The 24367-nt window shown below is 57.5% G+C and carries 15 protein-coding genes; 11 read left to right on the top strand and 4 right to left on the bottom strand.

Features of this window, described 5'->3' with window-relative positions; genetic code table 11:
• Positions 1-4: 4 nt before the first annotated feature.
• The 8 genes from bcsQ to A6013_RS20375 all read left to right on the top strand — a co-directional run bounded on the left by bcsQ (position 5) and on the right by A6013_RS20375 (position 15669).
• Complete coding sequence (bcsQ, locus tag A6013_RS20410) at positions 5-757, top strand: cellulose biosynthesis protein BcsQ (RefSeq protein WP_028014760.1); 753 nt, start codon at positions 5-7, stop codon at positions 755-757.
• Positions 754-3369, top strand: coding sequence for a UDP-forming cellulose synthase catalytic subunit (gene bcsA / locus A6013_RS20405; protein ID WP_028014759.1), 2616 nt, complete (start codon positions 754-756; stop codon positions 3367-3369). Before bcsQ ends, bcsA begins: the two co-directional genes overlap by 4 nt.
• A 10-nt stretch (positions 3370-3379) precedes the next feature.
• The gene (gene bcsB / locus A6013_RS20400) at positions 3380-5800 is read left to right on the top strand and encodes a cellulose biosynthesis cyclic di-GMP-binding regulatory protein BcsB (protein WP_049000466.1); all 2421 of its coding nucleotides are present in this window, start codon (positions 3380-3382) and stop codon (positions 5798-5800) included.
• Positions 5801-5806: 6 nt separating this feature from the next.
• The gene (bcsZ, locus tag A6013_RS20395; RefSeq protein WP_047363559.1) at positions 5807-6913 is read left to right on the top strand and encodes a cellulose synthase complex periplasmic endoglucanase BcsZ; all 1107 of its coding nucleotides are present in this window, start codon (positions 5807-5809) and stop codon (positions 6911-6913) included.
• Positions 6895-10377 carry a cellulose synthase complex outer membrane protein BcsC gene (gene bcsC / locus A6013_RS20390; RefSeq protein WP_069733662.1) on the top strand — a complete coding sequence of 1161 codons (3483 nt, stop codon included), beginning with the start codon at positions 6895-6897 and terminating at the stop codon, positions 10375-10377. Before bcsZ ends, bcsC begins: the two co-directional genes overlap by 19 nt.
• Positions 10378-10496: 119 nt before the next feature.
• Positions 10497-12503, top strand: a complete 2007-nt coding sequence (gene hmsP, locus A6013_RS20385; protein ID WP_028014755.1) for a biofilm formation regulator HmsP — start codon at positions 10497-10499, stop codon at positions 12501-12503.
• Between the two features lie 159 nt (positions 12504-12662).
• Entirely contained in the window at positions 12663-13949 is a 1287-nt protein-coding gene (locus A6013_RS20380; RefSeq protein ID WP_028014754.1) for a dicarboxylate/amino acid:cation symporter, read from the top strand.
• 226 nt (positions 13950-14175) lie between these two features.
• On the top strand, positions 14176-15669 hold the full coding sequence (locus A6013_RS20375; RefSeq protein ID WP_041911852.1) for a pitrilysin family protein: 1494 nt from the start codon (positions 14176-14178) through the stop codon (positions 15667-15669).
• Between the two features lie 47 nt (positions 15670-15716).
• On the opposite strand, the gene A6013_RS20370 is transcribed toward A6013_RS20375, so the two are convergent.
• Positions 15717-16646: a sugar kinase gene (locus tag A6013_RS20370; RefSeq protein ID WP_069733661.1), complete on the bottom strand. Its 930-nt coding sequence runs from the start codon at positions 16644-16646 to the stop codon at positions 15717-15719.
• Positions 16647-16875: 229 nt separating this feature from the next.
• On the opposite strand from A6013_RS20370, the gene pdeH reads away from it, so the two are divergent.
• Both pdeH and A6013_RS20360 read left to right on the top strand, forming a co-directional pair.
• Positions 16876-17649 (top strand): cyclic-guanylate-specific phosphodiesterase, encoded by a 774-nt coding sequence (gene pdeH / locus A6013_RS20365; protein WP_041911854.1) that lies wholly within the window; start codon positions 16876-16878, stop codon positions 17647-17649.
• Between the two features lie 65 nt (positions 17650-17714).
• A complete protein-coding gene (locus tag A6013_RS20360; protein ID WP_047367228.1) occupies positions 17715-19757 on the top strand; it encodes an AsmA family protein in 2043 nt (680 codons plus the stop codon).
• A gap of 59 nt (positions 19758-19816) precedes the next feature.
• On the opposite strand, the gene A6013_RS20355 is transcribed toward A6013_RS20360, so the two are convergent.
• The 3 genes from A6013_RS20355 to A6013_RS20345 all read right to left on the bottom strand — a co-directional run bounded on the left by A6013_RS20355 (position 19817) and on the right by A6013_RS20345 (position 23377).
• Positions 19817-21139, bottom strand: coding sequence for an MFS transporter (locus tag A6013_RS20355; protein ID WP_028014749.1), 1323 nt, complete (start codon positions 21137-21139; stop codon positions 19817-19819).
• Positions 21140-21400: 261 nt separating this feature from the next.
• A complete protein-coding gene (yhjD, locus tag A6013_RS20350) occupies positions 21401-22426 on the bottom strand; it encodes an inner membrane protein YhjD (protein ID WP_069733660.1) in 1026 nt (341 codons plus the stop codon).
• Positions 22427-22477: 51 nt separating this feature from the next.
• Positions 22478-23377 (bottom strand): LysR family transcriptional regulator, encoded by a 900-nt coding sequence (locus A6013_RS20345; RefSeq protein WP_028014747.1) that lies wholly within the window; start codon positions 23375-23377, stop codon positions 22478-22480.
• A 119-nt stretch (positions 23378-23496) separates the two neighbouring features.
• Between A6013_RS20345 and A6013_RS20340 the strand changes: the two genes are divergently transcribed.
• Complete coding sequence (locus tag A6013_RS20340; RefSeq protein ID WP_069733659.1) at positions 23497-24255, top strand: SDR family NAD(P)-dependent oxidoreductase; 759 nt, start codon at positions 23497-23499, stop codon at positions 24253-24255.
• The last annotated feature ends 112 nt before the right edge of the window (positions 24256-24367 follow it).

Here is a 24367-nt window from a genome sequence, read left to right as displayed (position 1 = left end):
ATTGATGGCCATACTCGGATTACAGGGCGTCCGTGGCGGTGTGGGTACCACATCTGTTACCGCGGCGCTGGCGTGGTCATTACAGCTTTTAGGTGAATCGGTGCTGGTGATTGACGCCTGCGCCGATAATTTGCTGCGTATGTCGTTCAACGTCGATTTCACTCGCGAAGAGGGCTGGGCCCGCGCGCTGCTTGATGACAAAGACTGGCGGGATGCGGGGCTACGCTATACCTCCCAGCTGGATTTACTGCCTTTTGGCCAACTGACCACCACAGAACGCGAGAATGAAGCCGCCTATCAGCGTCTGTTTTCGCAGTTCACGCTTGCGCTGCAGAGCCTGAAAGAAAAGGGGCACTACCAGTGGATCCTGCTGGATCTGCCGCACGGCGCCGGGACGCTGACCCGGCAGCTCATCGCCCAGTGCGATCATGTACTTTCCGTGGTGAACGTCGATGCGAACTGCCATATTCGCCTGCATCAGCAGGGGCTGCCTCAGAACGCACATCTCCTGATTAACGATTTACGTATCGGTAGCCAAATCCAGGACGACCTCTATCAGGTGTGGCTGCAAAGCCAGCGCCGCCTGCTTCCCATTGTGATTCATCGGGATGAGGGGATGGCGGAATGCCTCGCCTCCAAGCAGCCGCTGGGCGAATACCGCAGCGACTCGCTGGCAGCAGAAGAGATCCTGACGTTGGCGAACTGGTGTCTGCTGAACTTCGCCAGCAAGGCGGAGCCTGCTGGGAGTTCGGTATGAGTCGACTCGCCAGCTGGCTTCTTATCCCGCCGGTCAGTTCGCGTTTGAGCGACCATTACCGGCACTTTCGCCGGCATGGTGCTCCGGCATTTAGCGCCGCACTCGGCTGTTTCTGGCTGATTCTGGCCTGGACGTTCATTCCGCTCGAGCACCCGCGCTGGCAGCGCATCCGTGCGCGTCACGGCGAATTATACCCACACATTAACCCCGACCGACCACGGCCTTTGGACCCGGCGCGCTATCTTATTCAGGCCGTCTGGCTGGCAATATCGTCATCCCGAACGGAGAAAATAACGCCGCACTGGCGCAGCTATTCCCGCGTACAGCAGTTACGTGAACGCTATCACCAGTGGCTGGATAAACTGCCCGCTAGCGTCAGCGATAAGACCAGCCATCTGGATAACCATAAAGAGCTTGGGCATCTCCACCCAGGCTTGCGGCGTTTTATTCTCGGCGTGATTGTCGTGTTCTCGCTCATTCTGGCGCTGGTCTGTATTACGCAACCTTTCAACCCGCTGGCGCAGTTCATCTTCCTGATCCTGCTGTGGGGCGTGGCGTTGCTGGTTCGTCGTATTCCGGGCCGTTTCTCGGCGCTGATGCTGATTGTGCTGTCGCTGACGGTTTCCTGCCGCTACATCTGGTGGCGTTACACCTCAACGCTGAACTGGGACGACCCGGTCAGCCTGGTGTGCGGTCTGGTGCTGCTTTTTGCTGAGACCTACGCGTGGATTGTGCTGGTGCTAGGCTATTTCCAGGTGATCTGGCCGCTCAACCGCCAGCCGGTTCCGCTGCCTAAAGACACCACGCAGTGGCCGACCGTCGATCTCTTCGTCCCGACCTACAACGAAGACCTGAGCGTGGTGAAAAACACCATCTATGCCGCGCTGGGCATCGACTGGCCGAAAGATAAGCTCAAAGTCTGGATCCTGGATGACGGCAACCGTCCGGCGTTTCGCCAGTTTGCGGAAGAGGTCGGCGTTGAGTACATCGCCCGCCCGACGCATGAACACGCTAAGGCGGGGAACATCAACAACGCCCTGAAATATGCCTCCGGGGAGTTCGTCTCGATTTTTGACTGTGACCACGTGCCGACGCGCTCGTTCCTGCAGATGACCATGGGCTGGTTCCTGAAAGAGAAAGAGCTGGCGATGATGCAGACGCCGCACCACTTCTTCTCGCCGGACCCGTTTGAACGTAACCTTGGCCGCTTCCGCAAAACCCCGAACGAAGGCACGCTGTTCTATGGGCTGGTGCAGGACGGGAACGACATGTGGGATGCCACCTTCTTCTGCGGCTCCTGCGCGGTTATCCGCCGTAAGCCGCTGGATGAAATCGGCGGAATTGCCGTTGAAACGGTAACGGAAGATGCGCATACCTCGCTGCGCCTGCACCGCCGCGGCTATACCTCTGCCTACATGCGTATTCCTCAGGCCGCCGGTCTGGCGACGGAATCACTCTCGGCACACATCGGTCAGCGTATTCGCTGGGCGCGCGGCATGGTGCAGATTTTCCGCCTCGATAACCCGCTGATAGGCAAAGGGCTCAAGCTGGCGCAACGTCTCTGCTACGTCAACGCCATGTTCCACTTCTTGTCCGGCATCCCGCGGCTGATCTTCCTGACCGCGCCGCTGGCGTTTCTGCTCCTTCACGCCTATATCATTTACGCCCCCGCGCTGATGATTGCGCTGTTCGTTCTGCCGCACATGATCCACGCGAGCCTGACGAACTCGAAGATTCAGGGCAAATACCGGCACTCCTTCTGGAGTGAAATCTACGAAACGGTGCTGGCGTGGTACATCGCGCCGCCGACGATGGTCGCGCTGATTAACCCGCACAAAGGGAAATTCAACGTCACCGCGAAGGGCGGTCTGGTGGAAGAGGAGTACGTCGACTGGGTGATCTCCCGCCCGTATATCTTCCTCGTGCTGCTGAATATTGTCGGCGTGATCGCCGGTATCTGGCGCTACTTCTACGGCCCGGAAAACGAAATCCTGACCGTCTTTGTCAGTATGGCCTGGGTGTTCTACAACCTGATTATCCTCGGCGGCGCGGTGGCGGTGTCGGTAGAGAGTAAACAGGTTCGTCGCGCGCATCGCGTTGAAATCTGCATGCCTGCGGCAATCGCCCGTGAAGATGGTCACCTCTTCTCCTGCACGGTGCACGACTTCTCTGACGGTGGCCTGGGGATCAAAATCAACGGCCAGGCGAAAGTGCTGGAAGGGCAGAAGGTTAACCTGCTGCTTAAGCGCGGTCAGCAGGAGTATGTCTTCCCGACGCAGGTTGTGCGTGTGGCAGGCAGTGAAGTGGGTCTGCAGCTGATGCCGTTGACCAAAAAGCAACACATTGATTTTGTGCAGTGTACGTTTGCCCGTGCGGATACATGGGCTCTCTGGCAGGACAGCTTCCCGGAAGATAAACCACTGGAAAGCCTGCTGGATATTCTGAAGCTGGGGTTCCGTGGCTATCGTCACCTTGCAGAATTTGCCCCGTCGTCGGTGAAATTAATTTTCCGGTCACTTACTTCGCTGGTTTCCTGGGTCGTGTCGTTCATTCCTCGTCGTCCCGAGCGGGATGAGACGAAGCAGGCGGACCCGGTTATGGCTCAACAATGATGATAACGCGATGAAAACAAAACTTTCCTGGTTATGTGCAGTGGCAATGGGAGTGAGTGCACTTCCCGCAACAATGGCTAACGCAGCACCCGGTAACGCAGCGGCGACGCCTGCGCCGACGGTCCCTGTCGTCGCGCAGGCAACCGATCCGGTTGTTACGGCGGCACCCGGTCAAACAGAAAACATCATTCCGAACCAGCCAACGGAGGGGAACACCCTGCCGGCCGAGAATCCGGTCATCGGGCAGGTGATGCCGGGCGTGCGGGGGGCTAACGCGCCCGTTGTCGCAGATAATGTGCCGTCGCGGGACGTGAAGCTGACCTTCGCGCAAATTGCGCCGCCGCCGGGCAGCATGGTGCTGCGCGGCGTCAACCCTAACGGCAGCATTGAATTTGGTATGCGCAGCGATGAGGTTGTTTCAAATGCGGTACTGAACCTTGAATACACCCCGTCGCCATCCCTGCTGCCGACGCAGTCTCAGCTGAAGGTCTACCTGAACGATGAACTGATGGACGTTCTGCCGGTGACCAAAGAGCAGCTGGGTAAGAAAACACAGGCGCAGGTGCCGATTAACCCGCTCTTCATCACCGACTTTAACCGTATCCGTCTGGAGTTTGTTGGTCACTACCGCGATGTCTGCGAAAACCCCGCCAGCAACACGCTGTGGCTGGACGTCGGGCGTAACTCCTCGCTGCAGATGACCTACCAGCCGCTGGCGCTGAAAAACGATCTGTCGGCGTTCCCGGTTCCGTTCTTCGACCCGCGAGATAACCGTCCGCTCACGCTGCCGATGGTGTTTGCATCGTCCCCTGACGTGACCGAGCAGCTGGCGGCGACCATTGTGGCCTCCTGGTTTGGCTCCCGCTCCGGCTGGCGCGGTCAGAACTTCCCGGTAATGTATGACAAAATGCCGGACAGGAACGCGATTGTCTTTGCAACCAACGCGAAGCGTCCGGGCTTCCTGCGCGACCACCCGGAAGTCAAAGCGCCAACCATTGAGATGGTAAGCCACCCGGATAACCCGTACGTGAAGCTGCTGGTGGTCTTTGGTCGTGATGATAAAGATCTGGTCCAGGCCGCGAAGGCGATTGCTCAGGGCAACGTCCTTTTCCGCGGCAACAGCGTGGTGGTGGACGAAGTTAAGCCGCTGCTGGCGCGTAAACCTTATGACGCGCCAAACTGGGTGCGTACCGACCGCGCCGTGACGTTTGGTGAACTGAAAACCTATGAAGAGCAGCTGCAGGCCTCCGGCCTTGAGCCATCGCCGATTAGCCTGTCGCTGAACCTGCCGCCGGATCTGTACCTGCTGCGCACCAACGGCATTGATATCAATCTCAACTACCGCTATACCGCGCCGGCGACGAAAGACAGCTCGCGCATGGATATCAGCCTGAACAACCAGTTCCTGCAATCGTTCAGCCTGCAAAGTACCCAGGACACTAACCGTCTGATGCTCCGCCTGCCGGTGCTGCAGGGGCTGCTGGACGGTAAAACGGACGTCTCTATTCCGGCGCTGAAGCTTGGCGCGATCAACCAGCTGCGTTTTGATTTCCAGTACATGAACCCGATGCCTGGCGGTTCGGTGGATAACTGCATCACCTTCCAGCCGGTACAAAACCACGTTGTGATCGGCGATGAGTCGACCATCGACTTCTCAAAGTACTACCATTTCCTGGCGATGCCGGATCTGCGTGCCTTTGCTAACGCAGGTTTCCCGTTCAGCCGCATGGCCGATCTCTCTGAATCCATTGTGGTGATGCCAAAAGCGCCAAACGAAGGTCAGGTGACGACCCTGCTCGACACCATGGCAACCGTAGGCGCGCAAACCGGATTACCGGCAGTTAACGTCACGTTGACGGACGATGGCAGTCAGATCCAGAACAAAGATGCGGATATCATGGTGATCGGCACCATCCCGGACAAGCTGAAGGATGAAAAACGTATCGACCTGCTGGTGAAAGCCACCGAGTCGTGGGTTAACACGCCGCTTCGCCAGACCGAGTTCCCAAGCATTATGCCGGACGTGAACGACCGTAAGGCCAGCGCGCAGACGGCCGTAACCTCTCAGGGGGCGATGGCTGCGGTGGTGGGCTTCCAGTCTCCTTACAACGATCAGCGTAGCGTGATAGCCCTGCTGGCGGACAGCCCGCGCGGCTATGAGCTGCTGAATACCGCGATGAACGACAGCGGCAAACGTGCCGCGATGTTTGGTTCTGTGTCGGTGATCCGCGAGTCCGGTGTCAACAGCCTGCGCGTGGGTGATGTGTATTACGTCGGCCATCTGCCGTGGTTCGAGCGCCTGTGGTATGCGCTGTCGAACCATCCGGTTCTGCTCGCCATCCTGGCTGCGGTCAGCGTGGTCTTGCTGGCATGGGTGCTGTGGCGTCTGCTGCGCATCATCAGCCGTCGTCGCCTTAACCCGGATGAGTAAGACGTGATGAAAGCCTTTCGCTGGTGTGTAGTCGCAGCGTTGATGCTGGCGGCGATCCCTCTTCGCGCCGCCTGTACCTGGCCTGCCTGGGAGCAGTTTAAAAAGGATTACATCAGCGAGGGCGGGCGCGTCATCGATCCGAGCGACACGCGCAAAATTACAACGTCGGAAGGGCAAAGCTATGCGTTGTTCTTTGCCCTGGCCGCTAACGATCGCAAGGCGTTTGACCAGCTGCTGACGTGGACGCGCGATAACCTCGCCAGCGGCAATCTCAACGATCGTCTGCCCGCCTGGCTCTGGGGACAGAAAGACAAAGAAAACTGGGGGGTGATTGATACCAACTCCGCCTCAGATGCCGATGTCTGGATTGCCTGGTCGCTGCTCGAAGCGGGCCGGTTATGGAAAGACCCGGACTATACCCAAACGGGCAAGGCACTGCTAAAACGCATTGCCAGCGAGGAAGTAGTGAAAGTGCCGGGGCTCGGCTCAATGCTGCTTCCCGGTAAAGTCGGTTTTGCCGAAGAAAACGCCTGGCGCTTTAACCCCAGCTACCTTCCTCCACAGTTAGCGAGCTATTTCACCCGCTACGGTGCCCCGTGGACCACGCTGCGTGAAACCAATCTGCGTCTGCTGCTGGAAAGCGCGCCGAAGGGATTCTCGCCGAACTGGGTGCAGTATCAGAAAAACAAAGGCTGGCAGCTACAGCAGGATAAAACGCTGGAAGGGGGGTATGACGCCATCCGTGTCTACCTTTGGGTGGGCATGATGAGCGATAAAGATCCTCAAAAAGCCCGGCTGCTGACGCGCTTCCAGCCGATGGCGGCAAAGACAATTAAACAGGGCGTGCCGCCGGAGAAAGTGGATGTGGCGACGGGTAAACACACCGGCAATGGCCCGGTCGGGTTCTCTGCCGCGATGCTGCCGTTTTTACAGCAGCGCGATGCCCAGGCGGTTCAGCGCCAGCGCGTGGCAGATCATTTTCCCGATAACAATGCCTACTACAGCTATGTATTGACTCTTTTTGGTCAGGGATGGGATCAGCATCGTTTTCGCTTCACCGCTAAGGGTGAATTAATACCGGATTGGGGCCAGGAATGCGCAAGTTCACAGTAAATCTACTCACTCTATCGCTTGGGCTGGCACTGATGCCGCTGGCGCAGGCCGTTAACTCTCCGCAGCAGAAACAGCTGCTGGAGCAGGTTCGGCTGGGCGAATCGACCCATCGCGAGGATTTGGTTCGTCAGTCGCTCTACCGTCTTGAGCTGATCGATCCGAACAACCCTGACGTCATTGCCGCCCGCTTTCGCTACCTGCTGCGCCAGGGCGATAACGCCGGAGCGCAAAAAGAGTTGGACCGCCTGAAGGGGATCGCCCCTGACTCCGGCGCGTACCAGTCCTCACGCAATACCATGCTGCTTTCCACCCCGGATGGCCGCCAGCAGCTTCAGCAGGCGCGCTTACTCGCTACGACAGGGCACACGCAGGAGGCGATTGCCGCCTATGACAAGCTCTTTGACGGCAACCCGCCGGGCGGCGACGTGGCGACGGAATACTGGAATGTGGTGGCGAAAGATCCTGCCCGTCGCGCTTCGGCCATCAACCAACTGAAAAAAATAAACAGCAGCAGCCCCGGGAATACCCAGCTCCAGACGACGCTGGCCCAGCTTCTGTTCCAGAGCGGACGCCGTGATGAAGGCTTTGCGGTGCTGCAGGAGATGGCTAAATCCACCGGCGGCCGCGGCCAGGCCTCTGACATGTGGTATGAGCAGATCAAAGACCAGCCAGCCAGCAGCGCCAGCGTCACCGCGCTGCAAAAATACCTGACCGTCTTCAGCGACGGCGATAGCGTCGCGGCGGCGCGCGCCCAGCTTGAGGCGCAGCAAAAGCAGCTCGCTGACCCGGCGTTCCGCGCGAAAGCGGAAGGGCTGGCGGCAGTGGATGCCGGGCAGGGGAGTAAGGCGGTGGCGGAGCTGCAAAAAGCCGTCAGCGCCAACCATGCCGACAGTGAAGCGGTGGGGGCTCTGGGGCAGGCCTATTCCCAGAAAGGCGACCGCGCCCGCGCGGTGGCACAGTTTGAAAAGGCGATTGCCCTCGATCCGCAGAGCGATAACCGCGGGAAATGGGACAGCTTGCTGAAGGTTAACCGCTACTGGCTGCTGATCCAGCAGGGGGATGCGGCGCTGAAGGCGAATAACCCGGCGCAGGCGGAGCGTTACTATCAGCAGGCGCGCAACGTCGACAATACCGACAGCTATGCGGTGCTGGGGCTGGGAGATGCTGCCGCCGCGCGTAAAGATAACGACGCGGCGGAGCGTTATTACCGCCAGGCGTTACGTATGGACAGCAGCAACAGCAATGCGGTTCGCGGCCTTGCCAATGTTTACCGCGCGCAGTCCCCGGAGAAAGCTTCGCAGTTTATCCAGTCGCTCTCTGCCAGCCAGCGCCGGAGTATTGATGATATTGAGCGTAGCCTGACTAACGAGCAGCTTTCCGCCCAGGCAGAACAGCTGGAGAGTCAGGGGAAATACGCTCAGGCGGCAGACATTCAGCGTCGCCGTCTGGCACTCTCGCCCGGTGACGTCTGGATAACGTATCGTCTCTCGCGCGATCTCTACAGCGCGGGCCAGCGCAGCCAGGCGGATACCCTGATGCGCCAGCTTGCCAGCCAGAAACCGTCTGACCCGGAGCAGGTGTATGCCAACGGGCTCTACCTGTCCGGAAACGATCAGGACCGGGCTGCGCTGGCGCATCTGAATACCCTGCCGCGCAGCCAGTGGAACGGCAATATTCAGGAACTTGCCGACCGTCTGCAAAGCAATCAGGTGCTGGAAACCGCCAACCGCCTGCGCGACAGCGGCAAAGAGCAGGAGGCAGAAAATCTTCTGCGTCAACAGCCTGCCTCAACCCGCATCGACCTGACGCTGGCGGACTGGGCGCAGCAGCGTGGCGATCTGAACGCGGCGAAAACGACGTACAGCGCCGTCCTGCAGCGTGAGCCGCAGAACGAAGACGCGATCCTCGGTCTGACCGAAATTTACAGCGCGGAAGGTAACAAAGATGCCGCCCGTGCGGAGCTCGCGAAACTGCCCGCAGCGCAAAACGGCCAGCCGCCGTCGCTCAATATGCAGCGCCGGATCGCGATGGCGCAGGCAGGTCTGGGCGATTCCTCTGCCGCAGAACAGACCTTCAGCAAAATCATTCCGCAGGCCAAATCGCAGCCCGCCTCCATGGAAAGCGCGCTGGTGCTGCGTGATGCTGCCCGCTTCCAGACGCAAAACGGCCAGCCGCAGCAGGCGCTGGAGACGTATAAAGATGCGATGGTGTCGTCCGGTATCACCACGACGCGTCCGGTGGACAATGACAGTTTCACCCGTCTGACGCGTAACGATGAAAAAGATGACTGGCTGAAGCGCGGCGTGCGCAGTGACGCCGGTGATTTGTACCGTCAGCAGGATGTTAACGTCACGCTGCAGCACGACTACTGGGGCTCCAGCGGCACGGGCGGCTATTCCGACCTGAAAGCGCATACCACCATGCTCCAGGTGGACGCCCCGCTCTCTGACGGGCGCATGTTCTTCAGAAGCGATCTGGTCAACATGGACGCTGGCACCTTTGATAACAATAACGGAACCTACGACCCTAAATGGGGGACCTGCTACGACACGCCGTGTAGCGGCAACACCAGCCAGAGCGACAGCGGCGCCAGCGTCGCCGTTGGCTGGCAGAATAAAACCTGGGCGATGGATATTGGTACCACGCCAATGGGCTTTGACGTCGTCGACGTGGTGGGCGGTATCAGCTACAGCAGCGATTTAGGCCCCATCGGCTATACCGTCAACGCCCATCGTCGGCCTATCTCCAGCTCTCTGCTGGCGTTCGCCGGGCAAAAAGATACCAATACCGGCACCACCTGGGGCGGCGTGCGCGCGACCGGCGGCGGGGTAAGCATCAGCTATGACAAAGGCGAGGCGAACGGCGTCTGGTCAAGCCTGAACGCGGAAACGCTGACCGGTAAAAATGTGGAAGATAACTGGCGCGTCCGCTGGATGACGGGTTATTACTACAAGCTCATTAATAAAAACAACGAGCGCCTGACGGTCGGCGTCTCCAATATGCTCTGGCACTACGATAAGGATCTGAGCGGCTATTCCCTCGGTCAGGGCGGCTACTACAGCCCGCAGGAGTATGTCTCCTTCGCGCTGCCGGTGACCTGGCGTAAGCGTACGGAAAACTGGTCCTGGGAGCTGGGTGGCTCGGTGTCCTGGTCCCACTCCAAAACCAAAGACGAGCTGCGTTACCCGATCCAGAGCCTGATCCCGACCGATGAGCCAGGCCGCTATACCGACCGTGGCGCGATGGAAACCGGCAGCTCCTCCTCCGGGACGGGTTATACCGCGCGGGCAATTATCGAACGCCGGGTCACCTCCAACTGGTTTGTGGGCATGGGCGTAGATATTCAGGAAGCGAAAGATTACACCCCAAGCCATGCGCTAATTTATGTGCGCTACTCTGCTGCAGGCTGGCAGGGCGATATGGACTTACCGCCGCAGCCGCTTATTCCTTATGCGGACTGGTAATCGGATTTTCCTTAATCCATTTGTAAGTCTCTCTTAATAGCGCGGCAATCGGGTATACTCAGGCGCGCCAGGTTTACACCCTGGCGTGCCCTGCGCTTCGAGTTTTGTGGAGAGTCATTTTGCGTGTCAGCCGTTCCTTAACGATCAAACAAATGGCGATGGTCTCTGCCGTCACTATGCTGTTTGTACTGCTCTTCTGCGTAATTTTGCTGTTTCATTCCGTACAGCAGAATCGCTATAACACGGCTTCGCAGTTAGAAAGTATCGCCCGCTCGGTGCGCGGCCCGCTCTCCGCCTCGATCCTGAAAGGGGACATTCCCGAAGCGGAAACCATCTTAAAGCGCATTCAGCCTGCCGGGGTCGTTAGCCGCGCCGATGTCGTCTTACCCAACCAGTTCCAGGCGTTGCGGATGAGTTTTATCCCGGAGCGTCCCGTCCCGATGATGGTGATGCGCCTGTTTGAGCTGCCGGTGCAAATTTCTCTGCCTCTCTATTCGCTGGAACGTCCTGCCAATCCGCAGCCACTGGCCTACCTGGTTCTGCAGGCGGACTCGTACCGGATGTATAAATTCGTCATGAGTTGGGTGGTTACGTTAGTGACCACTTGCTTACTTATGACCCTGATCATCAGCGTAGCGCTGACGTGGTGTATAAACCGCCTCATTGTTCACCCGCTGCGCCGTATCGCCCGCGAGCTGAATGGGCTTTCGCCGCAGGATCAACTGGGGCACCAGCTTGAGCTGCCGCGTCTGCATCAAGACGATGAGATCGGTATGCTGGTGCGCAGCTACAACCTCAACCAGCAGCGCATCCAGCGTCATCAGGATGAGCTAAACAACAGCGCCACGCGCTTCCCGGTGTCGGAGCTACCTAATAAAGCGTTTCTGATGGCAATGCTGGAGCAGACCGTTGCGCGGCAGCAAACCACGGCGCTGATGGTGATTGCCTGTGAAACCCTGCAGGACACGGCGGGCGTGCTCAAGGAGAGCCAGCGTGAAATGCTGTTGCTGACGCTGGTGGAAAAGGTGAAGTCTGTCCTTGCCCCGCGCATGGTGCTGACCCAGGTCAGCGGTTACGACCTGGTGGTGATTGCCAACGGCGTGAAAGAGCCGTGGCACGCCATCACATTAGGTCAGCAAGTACTCACTGTCATAAATGAGCGGCTGCCCGTGCAGGGCATCCAGCTTCGTCCGAGCGCCAGTATCGGTATCGCCATGTACTACGGTGATTTAACGGCGGAACAGCTGTACCGCCGCGCGTTCTCGGCGGCGTTTACCGCCCGGCGCAAAGGGAAAAATCAGATCCAGTTCTTCGACCCGGAGCAGATGGAAAAGGCGCAGCAGCGCCTGACGGAAGAGAGCGATATCCTGACCGCGCTGGATAACCGTCAGTTCGCCCTCTGGCTACAGCCGCAGGTGAATTTACAGACGGGGGAAGTGAAAAGCGCCGAGGCGCTGCTCCGCCTGCAGCAGCCGGATGGCTCCTGGGAGCTGCCGGAGGGGCTGATTGAGCGCATCGAATCGTGCGGCCTGATGGTCACCGTTGGCTATTGGGTACTGGAGGAGTCCTGCCGCCAGCTTGCCGCCTGGCAGGAGCGCGGCGTAACGCTGCCGCTGTCGGTCAACTTGTCTGCCCTGCAGCTTATGCATCCGACGATGGTCTCCGAGATGCTGGAGCTGATCCACCGCTACCGGATCAAGCCTGATACGCTGACGCTGGAAGTGACGGAGAGCCGGCGCATTGACGATCCTAACGACGCGGTGGCCATCCTGAAGCCGCTGCGCAATGCCGGCATTCGCATCGCGCTGGACGATTTTGGTATGGGCTACGCCGGGCTGCGCCAGCTTCAGCACATGAAAGCCCTGCCGGTGGACGTGCTCAAAATCGATAAATCGTTTGTCGACGGGCTGCCGGAGGACAGCAGCATGGTGCAGGCCATCGTCCAGATGGCGCGCAGCCTCAAGGTGCACCTTATTGCCGAGGGGATTGAAACCGAAGCGCAACGCGTCTGGCTGGCAGAGGCGGGCGTCGAGAGCGGCCAGGGCTACCTTTTTGCCCCCGCGGTGCCGCCGGATGTCTTCGAGCAGCGATACCTTTCTGGCGCTGACCATAACGCAAAAGTGTAATTTTGTTGCTGGCTTGTGCGAGCCAGTTCAAAGTTCTTAACATTTGTGTTTCAAATTTGAACCGGGTTTATTTCTGTCCTGTTATACGGGTGTTATTTTAGAGCCGCAGGTTAACCATAACCTTACAAAGCCTGTGGTTTTTCTTCCCAAGGACACCCTATGAAAACCTCACTCTTTAAAAGTCTTTATTTCCAGGTCCTGACAGCCATCGCCATCGGTATTCTGCTGGGTCACTATTACCCGGAGCTGGGCGCGCAAATGAAACCGCTTGGCGACGCGTTCGTTAAGCTCATTAAAATGGTCATCGCCCCGGTGATCTTCTGTACGGTGGTAACGGGCATCGCTGGCATGGAAAGCATGAAGGCAGTGGGCCGTACCGGTGCAGTGGCGCTTCTCTACTTTGAAGTGGTCAGTACCCTTGCGCTGATTATTGGTCTGGTCATCGTCAACGTGGTACAGCCTGGCGCGGGTATGAACGTTGATCCCTCTACGCTGGATGCCAAAGCGGTTGCGGTCTATGCCGAACAGGCGAAGGATCAGGGCGTGGTCGCCTTCCTGCTGGACGTCATCCCTGGCAGCGTCATCGGCGCCTTCGCCAGCGGAAACATTCTGCAGGTGCTGCTGTTTGCCGTGATGTTTGGCTTCGCCCTGCACCGTCTGGGCAGCAAAGGCCAGCTTATCTTCAACGTGATTGAAAGCTTCTCGCAGGTCATCTTTGGCATCATCAATATGATCATGCGCCTGGCGCCGATCGGTGCCTTCGGTGCGATGGCCTTCACCATCGGCAAGTATGGCGTTGGCACGCTGGTGCAGCTGGGTCAGCTGATCATCTGCTTCTACATCACCTGTATTCTTTTCGTTGTGGTGGTGCTGGGCTCCATCGCCCGTGCGACAGGCTTCAGCATTTTCAAATTCATCCGCTACATCCGTGAAGAGCTGCTGATTGTTCTGGGGACCTCCTCTTCAGAATCGGCGCTGCCGCGTATGCTCGACAAGATGGAAAAGCTCGGGTGCCGTAAATCAGTGGTCGGCCTGGTGATCCCGACGGGGTACTCCTTCAACCTTGACGGTACCTCGATATACCTGACGATGGCGGCCGTGTTTATCGCCCAGGCGACCAACAGCCATATGGATATTTTCCATCAAATCACCCTGCTGGTGGTGCTCTTGCTGTCGTCTAAAGGGGCGGCGGGCGTGACGGGCAGCGGCTTTATCGTGCTGGCGGCCACCATTTCTGCGGTGGGGCATCTGCCGGTGGCGGGTCTGGCACTGATTCTTGGTATTGACCGCTTTATGTCTGAGGCGCGTGCTCTTACCAACCTGGTGGGTAATGGCGTGGCCACGGTGGTGGTCGCGAAATGGGTGAAAGAGCTGGATCACAAGAAGCTCAACGATACGCTGAATAATCGCGCGTCTGATAGCAAAAATCCTGGTTTAACCTCCTAATCTTGTCACAATTGCCCGCATTCCCTTGTCGGGATGCGGGCTCCTGCGCATAATAACTGTTCATACCTGTCATAATTCGACAAGATTTTTTTTGGGTATATTTCACTTCGGACCGTGACGTTTTGCCGAACGCGCGGTCTAATCGACGTGTTTTCATCGTCATCTTTTAGAGTGCAGCGCGTCGCGAGACACTCTTTTTAACCAGGAATGTTGATCAGGGGTTCACATGCAGGGCACAAAAATTCGACTCTTAACCGGCGGTTTGCTGATGATGGCAGCAGCCAGTTATGTGCAGGCAGATGCGCTCCAGCCAGACCCGGCCTGGCAACAAGGCACGCTAGCGAACGGTTTTCAGTGGCAGGTGTTATCTACTCCACAGCGTCCCAGCGATCGTATTGAAATCCGTCTGTCCGTAAATACCGGCTCCCTTACGGAAAGCACTCAGCAAACCGGTTTTAGCCATTTTATTCCCCGTCTGGCGCTCACGCAGAGCGGCAGCTTGCAGGCAGTACAGGTGCGTTCGCTGTGGCAACAGGCCATCGATCCGAAACGTCCCCTTCCTCCGGCTGTGGTCTCCTATGACTACACCATGTTTAACCTGAGCCTGCCAAATAACCGTAACGACCTGCTTAAAGAAGCCCTTACCTATCTCTCCGATGCCTCTGGCAACCTGGCGATTACGCCGGACACCGTGAACTATGCGTTGAGCAACGGCGACATGGTGGCGACCTGGCCTGCGGATACCAAAGAGGGCTGGTGGCGTTACCGTCTGAAAGGCTCAACATTGCTGGGGCACGATCCGGCAGAGCCGCTGAAGCAGCCGGTGGACGTCGAACAGGTAAAATCGTTCTACCAGAAATGGTACACCCCGGACGCGATGACGCTGATCGTCGTCGGCAATGTGGATAGCCGCGCGGTGGTTGAGCAGATAAACAAAGCGTTTGGCGATCTGAAGGGCAAACGCGAAACGCCAGCCCCTGTCCCGACGCTCTCTCCGCTGCGCGCCGAGCCTGTCAGCATTATGACGGACACCGTGCGCCAGGACAGGCTCTCCGTGATGTGGGATAACGCCTGGCAGCCTATTCGCGAGTCTGCGGCGCTGCTGCGCTACTGGCGTGCCGATCTGGCGCGTGAAGCGTTGTTCTGGCACGTTCAGCAGACGCTCAGCAAAAACAACGTGAAGAACATTGGCCTTGGCTTTGACTGCCGCGTGCTGTTCCAGCGTGCGCAATGTGCCATTAACGTTGAATCTCCGGGCGATAAACTGAATGCGAACCTGGGTGTGGTGGCGAAAGAGCTGGCAAAAGTGCGTAAAGAGGGGCTCTCTGAAGAGGAGTTCAACGCGCTGCTGGCCCAGAAAAAACTGGAGCTGCAGAAGCTGTTTGCCACCTACGCTCGCGCCGATACCGACATTCTGATCAGCCAGCGGATTCGCTCCCTGCAGAATCAGGTTGTCGACATTGCGCCTGAGCAGTACCAGAAGCTGCGTCAGGACTTCCTGAACGGTCTGACTGTGAATATGCTGAATCAGGATTTACGTCAGCAACTGTCGCAGGATATGGCGTTGATCCTTCTGCAGCCGAAAGGCGAGCCGGAATATGACATGAAGGAACTTCAGAAGACCTGGGATTCCATTATGGCTACCGCGTCGCAGCCGGCGCAGGCTGCAACGGCTGATGATCTACACCAGGACGCGTCGGATATTCCGCAGGGGCAGTAACCCCCTCACGCTGGCCCTCTCCCCTTTGGGGAGAGGGTTAGGGGAAACTAAACAGGCATCGCCTCGCGCGGAATAATCGCTCCGCGATACTGAATCACGGTGCTGGCCGTCAGGTGCCCACGCTGTGCCGCCGCTTCCGGCGTTCCCCCCGTCAGGCGTACCGCCAGGTAGCCCGCGCTGAAGGAATCCCCCGCCGCAGTGGTATCAATCACTTTCTCTTTGGCCAGCTTCACCGCAGGGACCTCAACCACCGCTTCACCCGCAATCGCGACCAGGCACGACTCCGCGCCGCGCTTAATCACCACTTCGCTCACGCCTGCTGCGTGCGTGCGGGCAATCACGTCCTCAACCGGCTTTTCACCCCACAGGGCGTCTTCATCATCGAGCGTGAGGAAGGCGATGTCCGTGCACTGCAGCATCTGATGATAAACCTGCTGCGTCTCTTCGCGGCTGGCCCACAGGCGCGGGCGGTAGTTGTTATCAAAAATCACCTTCCCGCCGTTGGCGCGGCATTCGCGCAGCAGCGAGAGCAGCTTTTCGCGGCTGGTCGGGCTTAAAATCGCCAGGCTAATGCCGCTCAGATAGAGATAGTCAAACGTCGCCAGCTCTTCGCAGATGGCCCCAGCGGCGTCGCTCTCCAGCCAGAATTTGGCCGCGGCTTCGTTACGCCAGTAATAAAACGTGCGTTCGCCGGTGCTGTCAGTTTCGATGTAGTAAAGCCCAGGCAGGCGGTTTTCCATACGCTGGATCAGCGAGGTGTCAACATGTTCACTTTGCCAGGCTTCCAGCATCTGCTGGCTGAAGCTGTCCGTGCCGAGGGCGGTGACGTAGTTCACGGTGAGTGCCTCAGGCGCAACCTGACGGGCAATGTAAACCGAGGTGTTTAACGTATCGCCACCAAATCCGCGGCTGACTTCCGCGCCTTTTTGTGACAGCTCAATCATGCATTCGCCAATCACGGCAATTTTTTTGGACATAGTCGTGAACCTGAACAGAAGAATTTTCAGCAGTGTGCGCCGAGTGAATTAGATGGTCAACTATATTAAAACGGTGTTCCATTATTTTATTTGAGCCAGCGCGTGTTCCGGCAAATTTCTGTCATCTTAATTTCATTTTCACGGTGAATTGAACATAAAGTTCTCAATTATCGCGCCGATAATCCTGTGACGAGTCCAGAAAGGCTATCCCAACAACAGGACATCTGAAATGAAGTCAGAGCAGGTTATCCAGCGGCTGAGCACTACGCCTGAGGCAAGTATTGAGAACTTGCAGGAGCATCGCTACTGGCTGCAATGTGAGCGCGCGTACACCTGGCAGCCGATCTATCGAACGGACGGTCGGCTGATGGCAATTGAGATTTTGACCGTCGTTACGCATCCCTCAAACCCTACTCAGCGCATCGCGCCGGATCGCTACTTTGCCGAAGTTGCCGTTCGCCAGCGTCTGGACGTGCTGGAAGAGCAGCTCCGTATGCTGGCGACGAAACAGGCCTTTTTCGAGCAGCATACGATCCTCGCCTCGGTGAACGTGGATGGCCCAACTCTGCTGGCACTGCGTCAGAACGCGAAGCTGCAGGAGCTGATCGCCACCCTGCCGTGGCTGCGCTTTGAGCTAGTGGAGCACGTGCGCCTGCCGCAGGATTCCTCGTTTGCGTCAATGTGTGAATTTGGCCCGCTGTGGCTGGATGACTTTGGCACCGGTATGGCGAACTTCTCGGCCCTCAGCGAAGTGCGCTATGACTACATCAAGGTGGCCCGCGATCTGTTCATCATGCTGCGCCAGACCCCGGAAGGGCGGAATCTGTTTACGCTGTTATTGCAGTTGATGAATCGCTATTGCCAGGGGGTGATCGTTGAAGGCGTGGAAACGCTGGAAGAGTGGCGTGATGTGCAAAACTCTCCCGCAGCGGCGGCGCAAGGCTATTTCCTCTCTCGCCCCGTGCCGATGGATCTCCTCGAAAGCGCCAGAACGACCCTCTGATAACCCCGTTTCCCTTTGTCTGGACTATAGTTTTACAGGACAGGTCATCAGGAAAGGGGATAACAATGACAAAAACAACCAGGGTCATTTCCTGGATTACAGGGATTTTCTTGTTGTTGATCGCGATCGTCGTCATCATTATCGCGACGTTTGACTGGAACCGCCTTAAGCCGACCATCAACCAGAAAGTCTCAACTGAGCTGAACCGTCCCTTCGCCATTCGTGGCGATCTGGGTGTGGTATGGGAGCGTCAGAAAGAGGAGACCGGCTGGCGAAGCTGGATCCCCTGGCCGCACGTCCACGCCGACGACATTATTCTCGGCAACCCGCCGGATATCCCCGAAGTGACCATGGTGCATCTGCCGCGCGTGGAAGCCACGCTGGCGCCGCTAGCGCTCCTGACCAAAACCGTCTATCTACCGTGGATCAAGCTCCAGCAGCCCGATGCGCGCCTGATCCGCCTCTCTGAAAAAAACAATAACTGGACGTTTAACCTTGCCAGCGACGGCGAAAAAGATCCGAATGCCCAGCCCTCTTCGTGGTCATTCCGTCTGGACAATATTCTTTTCGATCGCGGGCGGATCGCCATCGACGATAAGGTCAGCAAGGCAGACGTGGAGATCCTGGTCGATCCGCTGGGTAAACCGCTGCCGTTTAGCGAAGTCACGGGCAACAAAGCGAAAGGCGATAGCGCCAAAGCGGGTGATTATGTCTTCGGCCTGACGGCAAAAGGGCGCTACAACGGCCAGCCGCTTAACGGGAAAGGGAAAATCGGCGGCATGCTGGCGCTCCGGAGCGAAGGCACGCCGTTCCCGGTGCAGGCGGATTTCCGCTCGGGGAATACGCGCGTGGCGTTTGTGGGGACGGTCAACGACCCGATGAACATGGGGGGCGTCGACCTGCAGCTCAAGTTCGCCGGTGACTCGCTTGGCGAACTGTATGAACTGACTGGCGTACTGCTGCCGGATACCCCGCCGTTCGAAACGGACGGGCATTTGGTTGCCAAAATTGATACCGAAAAATCGTCCGTTTTTGACTACCGGGATTTCAACGGCCGCATCGGCGACAGCGATATTCACGGCACGCTGACCTACACCACCGGAAAACCACGGCCAAAACTGGAAGGGGATGTCGAATCCCGCCAGCTGCGTCTGGCCGATCTTGGCCCGCTGATAGGCGTGGATTCGGGCAAAGGGACAAAGTCAAAAGAGGTTAAGAAGGACGTTCAGCCTGCGGGAAAAGTGCTGCCTTACGATCGCTTTGAAACAGATAAGTGGGACGTGATGGACGCAGATGTGCGCTTCAAAGGGCGCAAGATTGAGCATGGCAGCACGCTGCCGCTGAGCGATCTCTCGACGCATATCATCCTGAAAAATGCCGACCTGCGCCTGCAGCCGCTGAAGTTTGGCATGGCGGGCGGGACGATTTCCTCCAACATTCACCTGGAAGGCGATAAAAAGCCGATGCAGGGGCGGGCGGAGATCCAGGCGCGTCGATTGAAGCTGAAAGAGCTGATGCCGAACGTGGAGCTGATGCAGAAAACCCTCGGTGAAATGAACGGCGATGCGGACATTCGCGGGGTGGGGAATTCCGTGGCGGCGCTGCTGGGCAGCGGCAACGGTAACCTGAAACTGTTAATGAACGACGGTCTGGTCAGCCGCAACCTGATGGAGATCCTGGGGCTAAACGTCGGTAACTTTATCATCGGGCAAATCTTTGGCGATGACGAGGTGCGGGTGAACTGCGCGGCGGCGAATGTGGATCTGGTTAATGGCGTGGCGCGTCCGCAGATTTTTGCCTTCGACACGGAAAACGCGGTGATTAACGTGACCGGTACCGCCAGCATGGCCTCCGAGCAGCTGGATTTGACCATCGATCCGGAAAGTAAGGGGATTCGTATTATTACCCTGCGCTCGCCGCTTTACGTTCGTGGGACCTTCAAAAATCCGCAGGCGGGCGTCAAGCCCGGGCCGCTGATTGCGCGTGGCGCGGTGGCCGCAGCCCTCGCGACGTTGGTCACCCCGGCCGCCGCGCTGCTGGCGTTGATTTCGCCGTCAGAAGGCGAGGCGAATCAATGCCGGACGATTTTGTCGCAGATGAAGAAGTAACGCCTTTCTCCCTCTCCCTGTGGGAGAGGGCCGGGGTGAGGGCATCAGGCCGCAATGAATTACAGCGCCTGATGCTTAGTCTCATGCGTCAGCAGCAGCGCAATCAACGTCAGCGCCGCCATGGCCGCCAGATAAACGCCCACGTAGAACAGACCATAATTTGCCTGCAGCCAGGTGGCGATATACGGTGCTACGGACGCGCCCAGAATAGACGAGACGTTATAGGAGAACGACGCGCCGGTATAACGCACTTCCGTCGGGAACAGCTCCGGCAGCAGCGCGCCCATCGGGCCGAAGGTCAGCCCCATCAGGCTCAGGCCAATCAGCAGGTACGCCATCACCAGCGCCGGGCTACCTGAACTCAGCAGCGGCGGGAAGACGAACAGAGCAAACAGAATGATCAGCGTGGTGATCGTAATCATGCTCGCACGACGACCAAACTTATCCGCCAGCAGGCCGGCAATCGGTACCATCACGCCAAACCCAATCACCGCCATCATCAGCATCCACAGCACTTCGTTACGCGGCAGGCCCAGACCAACCGGTGCGGCAGCGGTACTGTAGGTCATGGAATACACCGTCATGATGTAGAACAGCGTGTAGGTCGCCAGCATGATAAACGTGCCCAGCACGGTCACGCGCACGTGTTTGGTCAGCAGGGTGCCCAGCGGCACTTTTACCTGTTTTTTCGCCGCGGCTACTTTTGCGAACACCGGCGTCTCATGCAGGGAAACTCGCACATACAGGCCAATCAGCACCAGCACGGCCGAGAAGACAAACGGAATACGCCAGCCCCAGCTCATGAACTGTTCGTCCGTCAGCAGCCAGGAGAGCAGCAGGAAGGTCCCGTTGGCAAAGAAGAAGCCAATCGGCGCGCCAAGCTGCGGGAATGAACCGTACAGCGCGCGTTTACGCGGCGGGGCGTTCTCGGTCGCCAGCAGCGCCGCGCCACCCCATTCACCGCCCAGCCCCAGACCCTGACCAAAACGCGCCAGCGCCAGCAGGACCGGCGCCAGAATGCCGATGGTTTCGTAGGTCGGCAGCAGGCCGATCGCCACGGTGGAGATGCCCATCGTCAGCAGCGAGGCCACCAGGGTGACTTTACGCCCAATACGATCGCCGAAGTGTCCAAACAGCGCGGAGCCAATCGGACGCGCCACAAACGCGATAGCAAAGGTCGCCAGAGACTGTAGCGTCGCCGCCGTCGGGTCTCCCTGCGGGAAGAAAATATGCGGGAAAACGATGACCGCTGCGGTGGCGTAAATGTAAAAGTCGAAGAACTCAATGGCGGTGCCAATCAGCGATGCGACGACAACTTTATTGCGCGAGTTTACCGGGACGTTTTCCGCACCAGAGTCGAGTGTTGTGGCTGTTGATTGCATAATATTTTCTTATTTTTTGTCGAACGAAAGGCCATATTACGCACAGCAAAAGCGACATTTCAATCTGTAACAAAGTCGCTTCCTGATTATAAAATCAACAAAAAGCGGATAATGTTCAGGCCAGCCAAAATGCTTCCATGAAATGCTTCACGTTTTTTAAATATTGGTGGATAAAACTGGTTTTCGGTTAAATAAAAGTTACGGACTGGATTTATATGCTGAAATGATGAGTCGGGCTGAAATATCAGCCCGAGAGCGGAATTAACGGTGTGTTTTTCCGGGCATTCGCGTGTCGCCTTTGTACTCGGCGGTGGCAATCCACGCCGCGCAGAACAGGGTTAAACGCGCGAAGAAGTAGAAGAACGCCATCAGCCCGAGCACCGAGCCAAATGCCGCGCCGGACGGGGATTTCACCAGTGACGGCAGGGTGTAGGTCATCACGATCTTAATCACTTCAAAGCCGATCGCCGCAATCAATGTGCCGCGGAGCAGCGCCTTCTTACGCGGACGATGCCGAGGCAAGCGCCAGAAAATCCAGAAGAACAGCAGGTAGTTGGCGAAGATAGAAATCGCCAGCCCGATCCCGCGCCAGGCGGGCTTCAGCCATTCGATGTAATCAAGATAGAGCGCAGAAATAATCATCTGCTGCGCGGAGCCCGCCACGGAGGTAATGGAGAGCGTGACGACGAGCGCGATAAGCAGGCCTATCAGCGAAACAAAGTCGCGGAAATATTTAACCCAAATTTTCTCCTGATCCTGCGGTTTACGCTCCCACACCTCGCGCGACTGAGCGCGAATAGCTTCGCGGAGGTTGCCCATCCAGTTAACGCCGGAGTAAAGGGCGATGAGCAAACCGACGATCCCGACGGTGGTGCGCTGCTGAACGGCGGTGTTAATCGTGCTTTTCAGCGTGGTGGCGAGGGTCGGGTCACTGACGTTATTCAGGATCTTATTGAAAATATCCTGCAGCAGCGTTGGATGTGACGCGAGTACAAAACCGGCCGCAGCAAACGACACCATCAGGATGGGGATCATCGACAGGAACGAAAAATAGGTGATCGCGGCACCGAACTGGTTCCCCATGCGGTCATTAAAGCGCTCGGTCGCACGTATAAGATGCGCAACAATGGGAAACTGCTGAATTCTCTCCGCCAGGCTGGTGACGGTGCCCAGCGCCTTGCTGGCTGTACCAGGGGCTTTAGCCTCTTCCGGCTCGGTTTCCATCTTCTTGATGGGTTCATAATCTAAATGTTGGGTGGGTCGTTGCGGGTTATTTTCCGGCGTCACGCGTCTTTTCCTTTTTCGTTTGGCTGGATGTTACTGAATTATAGCTTGCGACTAGTCCACGTAAGCTTTTGTGAGTTCGGTTAGCCACTCCATAAACAGGTGAACCCGGCGAGAGAGGTTGCGCCGGTGGGGGTAAATCAGGGAGACAGGCATCGGTTCCGCGCGATACTGCGGGAGGATCTCAATCAGTTTCTTTGCGCGCAGCAGGTCGCGCACCCCAACGCGCGGGGCCTGAATGATCCCCAGCCCGGCAAGGCAGGCGGCCTGGTAAGTTTCTGTGCTGTTGACGGTTAGCACCCCGCCCGTTTTTATCCACTGCGTCGTGCTGCCGTTATAAAATTCAAAGCCCTGAGGGCGGCTTCCCAGCATCGCGGCATAATGAATCACGGCGTGCGAGCCTAAATCGTCCAGCGTGTCAGGGTAGCCAAAACGCGCCAGATAATCCGGGCTGGCGCAGTTTATCACCGACAGCTTGCCCAGCGGACGGGCTATCAGCCCTGAGTCCTTCAGGGAACCCACGCGGACGACGCAATCAAACCCTTCCCGGACCACATCCACCAGACGATCGCTGCTGCTGAGCTCCAGTTCGATACCCGGATACTGCTGTAAAAACGCAGGCAGTTTGGGGATGACGACATTTCGAGCAACGCCAACGGGCATATCCACGCGCAGCCTTCCGCTGATGCTGGAGGGATCGTGCTGAAACATACCGTCCAGCTCATCCAGATTCGCCAGCAGATCTTTTGCCCGTTCGTAATAGACCATGCCGTCCTGCGTCAGGCTGACGCGGCGCGTGGTACGGTGCAGTAGCTGGGTGCCAAGCCGGTTTTCCAGTGCCTGAATTTGCCGGGAAACGCTGCCTTTCGGCAGCGTTAATGTCTCTGCCGCGCGGGAAAAACTCTCCAGTTCCGCGACGCGAACAAACAGCTGCATTGCGTGAATTTTATCCATAGATGAAGCTCATTGTTGTTTGCACTGAAACAGTGAAGCGTTATTACCCATCTTTATTGATCTTCTATCACCTAATAAGCTCTTTCTCAATCTCCATAACAGCCAAAACGAGGTTTATGATGACTGAACGTATCGCATTAGTGACGGGTGGTAGCCGCGGCTTAGGTAAAAACGCTGCGTTAAAGCTGGCTGCTGACGGCACGGGAATTATCCTGACCTACAATCATAGCCAGCAGGAAGCGCTGGAAGTTGTGCGCGAAATTCAGGAAAAAGGCGTCAAGGCGGCGGCATTAAAGCTCAACGTCGGGGATATCGCCAGTTTCGAAAATTTTGCTCAACAGCTTCAGGAGATCCTGAAGAGCGTCTGGCAGCGCGAAACATTTGATTATTTATTGAACAATGCCGGAACGGGTTTATACGCACCCTATACCGAAACGACGGAAGCCCAGTTTGATGAGGCGCTGAACATTCACTTCAAAGGGCCTTTCTTCCTGACGCAGCGCCTGCTGCCTCTGCTTAACGACGGGGGGCGGATCCTCAATGTCTCCAGTGGACTGGCCCGCTTCACCCAGCCAGGCTCAGGCACCTACGCGGCCATGAAAGGGGCGATGGAAGTGCTCACCCGCTATCAGGCGAAGGAGCTTGGAGCGCGCGGTATCTCCGTCAATATTATCGCACCAGGCGCGATCGAAACCGACTTTGGCGGTGGGCGCGTGCGCGACAACGCGCAGCTTAACCAGATGCTGGCGTCGCAGACGGCGCTGGGGCGGGTAGGTTTGCCGGACGATATCGGGGATGCCATTGCGGCGCTGCTTAGCGATAAGCTTGGCTGGATGAACGCGCAACGTATTGAAGTATCAGGCGGTATGTTCCTGTGATGACTGATGTTAAGGGGAGGGAACCCCTTAAGGAAATCCTTAATATGGATGTGTCAAAATGCGGGTAAATATAAAAACCACTGGCGGATTTGTAACCTCTCCATTCATTGAG

It is taken from the genome of Enterobacter sp. IF2SW-B1 (genome assembly GCF_001743375.1).
Classification (GTDB): domain Bacteria; phylum Pseudomonadota; class Gammaproteobacteria; order Enterobacterales; family Enterobacteriaceae; genus Enterobacter; species Enterobacter bugandensis.
Note: the sequence above shows the minus strand (reverse complement) of the source record. Positions and strands in the feature narration are given on the sequence as shown.

Bases quoted from the DNA above. Each gene is read 5' to 3' on its own strand.
- bcsQ (WP_028014760.1), top strand. From the start codon at position 5: ATGGCCATACTCGGATTACAGGGCGTCCGTGGCGGTGTGGGTACCACA.
- bcsA (WP_028014759.1), top strand. From the start codon at position 754: ATGAGTCGACTCGCCAGCTGGCTTCTTATCCCGCCGGTCAGTTCGCGT.
- bcsB (WP_049000466.1), top strand. From the start codon at position 3,380: ATGAAAACAAAACTTTCCTGGTTATGTGCAGTGGCAATGGGAGTGAGT.
- bcsZ (WP_047363559.1), top strand. From the start codon at position 5,807: ATGAAAGCCTTTCGCTGGTGTGTAGTCGCAGCGTTGATGCTGGCGGCG.
- bcsC (WP_069733662.1), top strand. From the start codon at position 6,895: ATGCGCAAGTTCACAGTAAATCTACTCACTCTATCGCTTGGGCTGGCA.
- A6013_RS20380 (WP_028014754.1), top strand. From the start codon at position 12,663: ATGAAAACCTCACTCTTTAAAAGTCTTTATTTCCAGGTCCTGACAGCC.
- A6013_RS20375 (WP_041911852.1), top strand. From the start codon at position 14,176: ATGCAGGGCACAAAAATTCGACTCTTAACCGGCGGTTTGCTGATGATG.
- A6013_RS20370 (WP_069733661.1), bottom strand. From the start codon at position 16,646: ATGTCCAAAAAAATTGCCGTGATTGGCGAATGCATGATTGAGCTGTCA.
- pdeH (WP_041911854.1), top strand. From the start codon at position 16,876: ATGAAGTCAGAGCAGGTTATCCAGCGGCTGAGCACTACGCCTGAGGCA.
- A6013_RS20360 (WP_047367228.1), top strand. From the start codon at position 17,715: ATGACAAAAACAACCAGGGTCATTTCCTGGATTACAGGGATTTTCTTG.
- A6013_RS20355 (WP_028014749.1), bottom strand. From the start codon at position 21,139: ATGCAATCAACAGCCACAACACTCGACTCTGGTGCGGAAAACGTCCCG.
- A6013_RS20345 (WP_028014747.1), bottom strand. From the start codon at position 23,377: ATGGATAAAATTCACGCAATGCAGCTGTTTGTTCGCGTCGCGGAACTG.
- A6013_RS20340 (WP_069733659.1), top strand. From the start codon at position 23,497: ATGACTGAACGTATCGCATTAGTGACGGGTGGTAGCCGCGGCTTAGGT.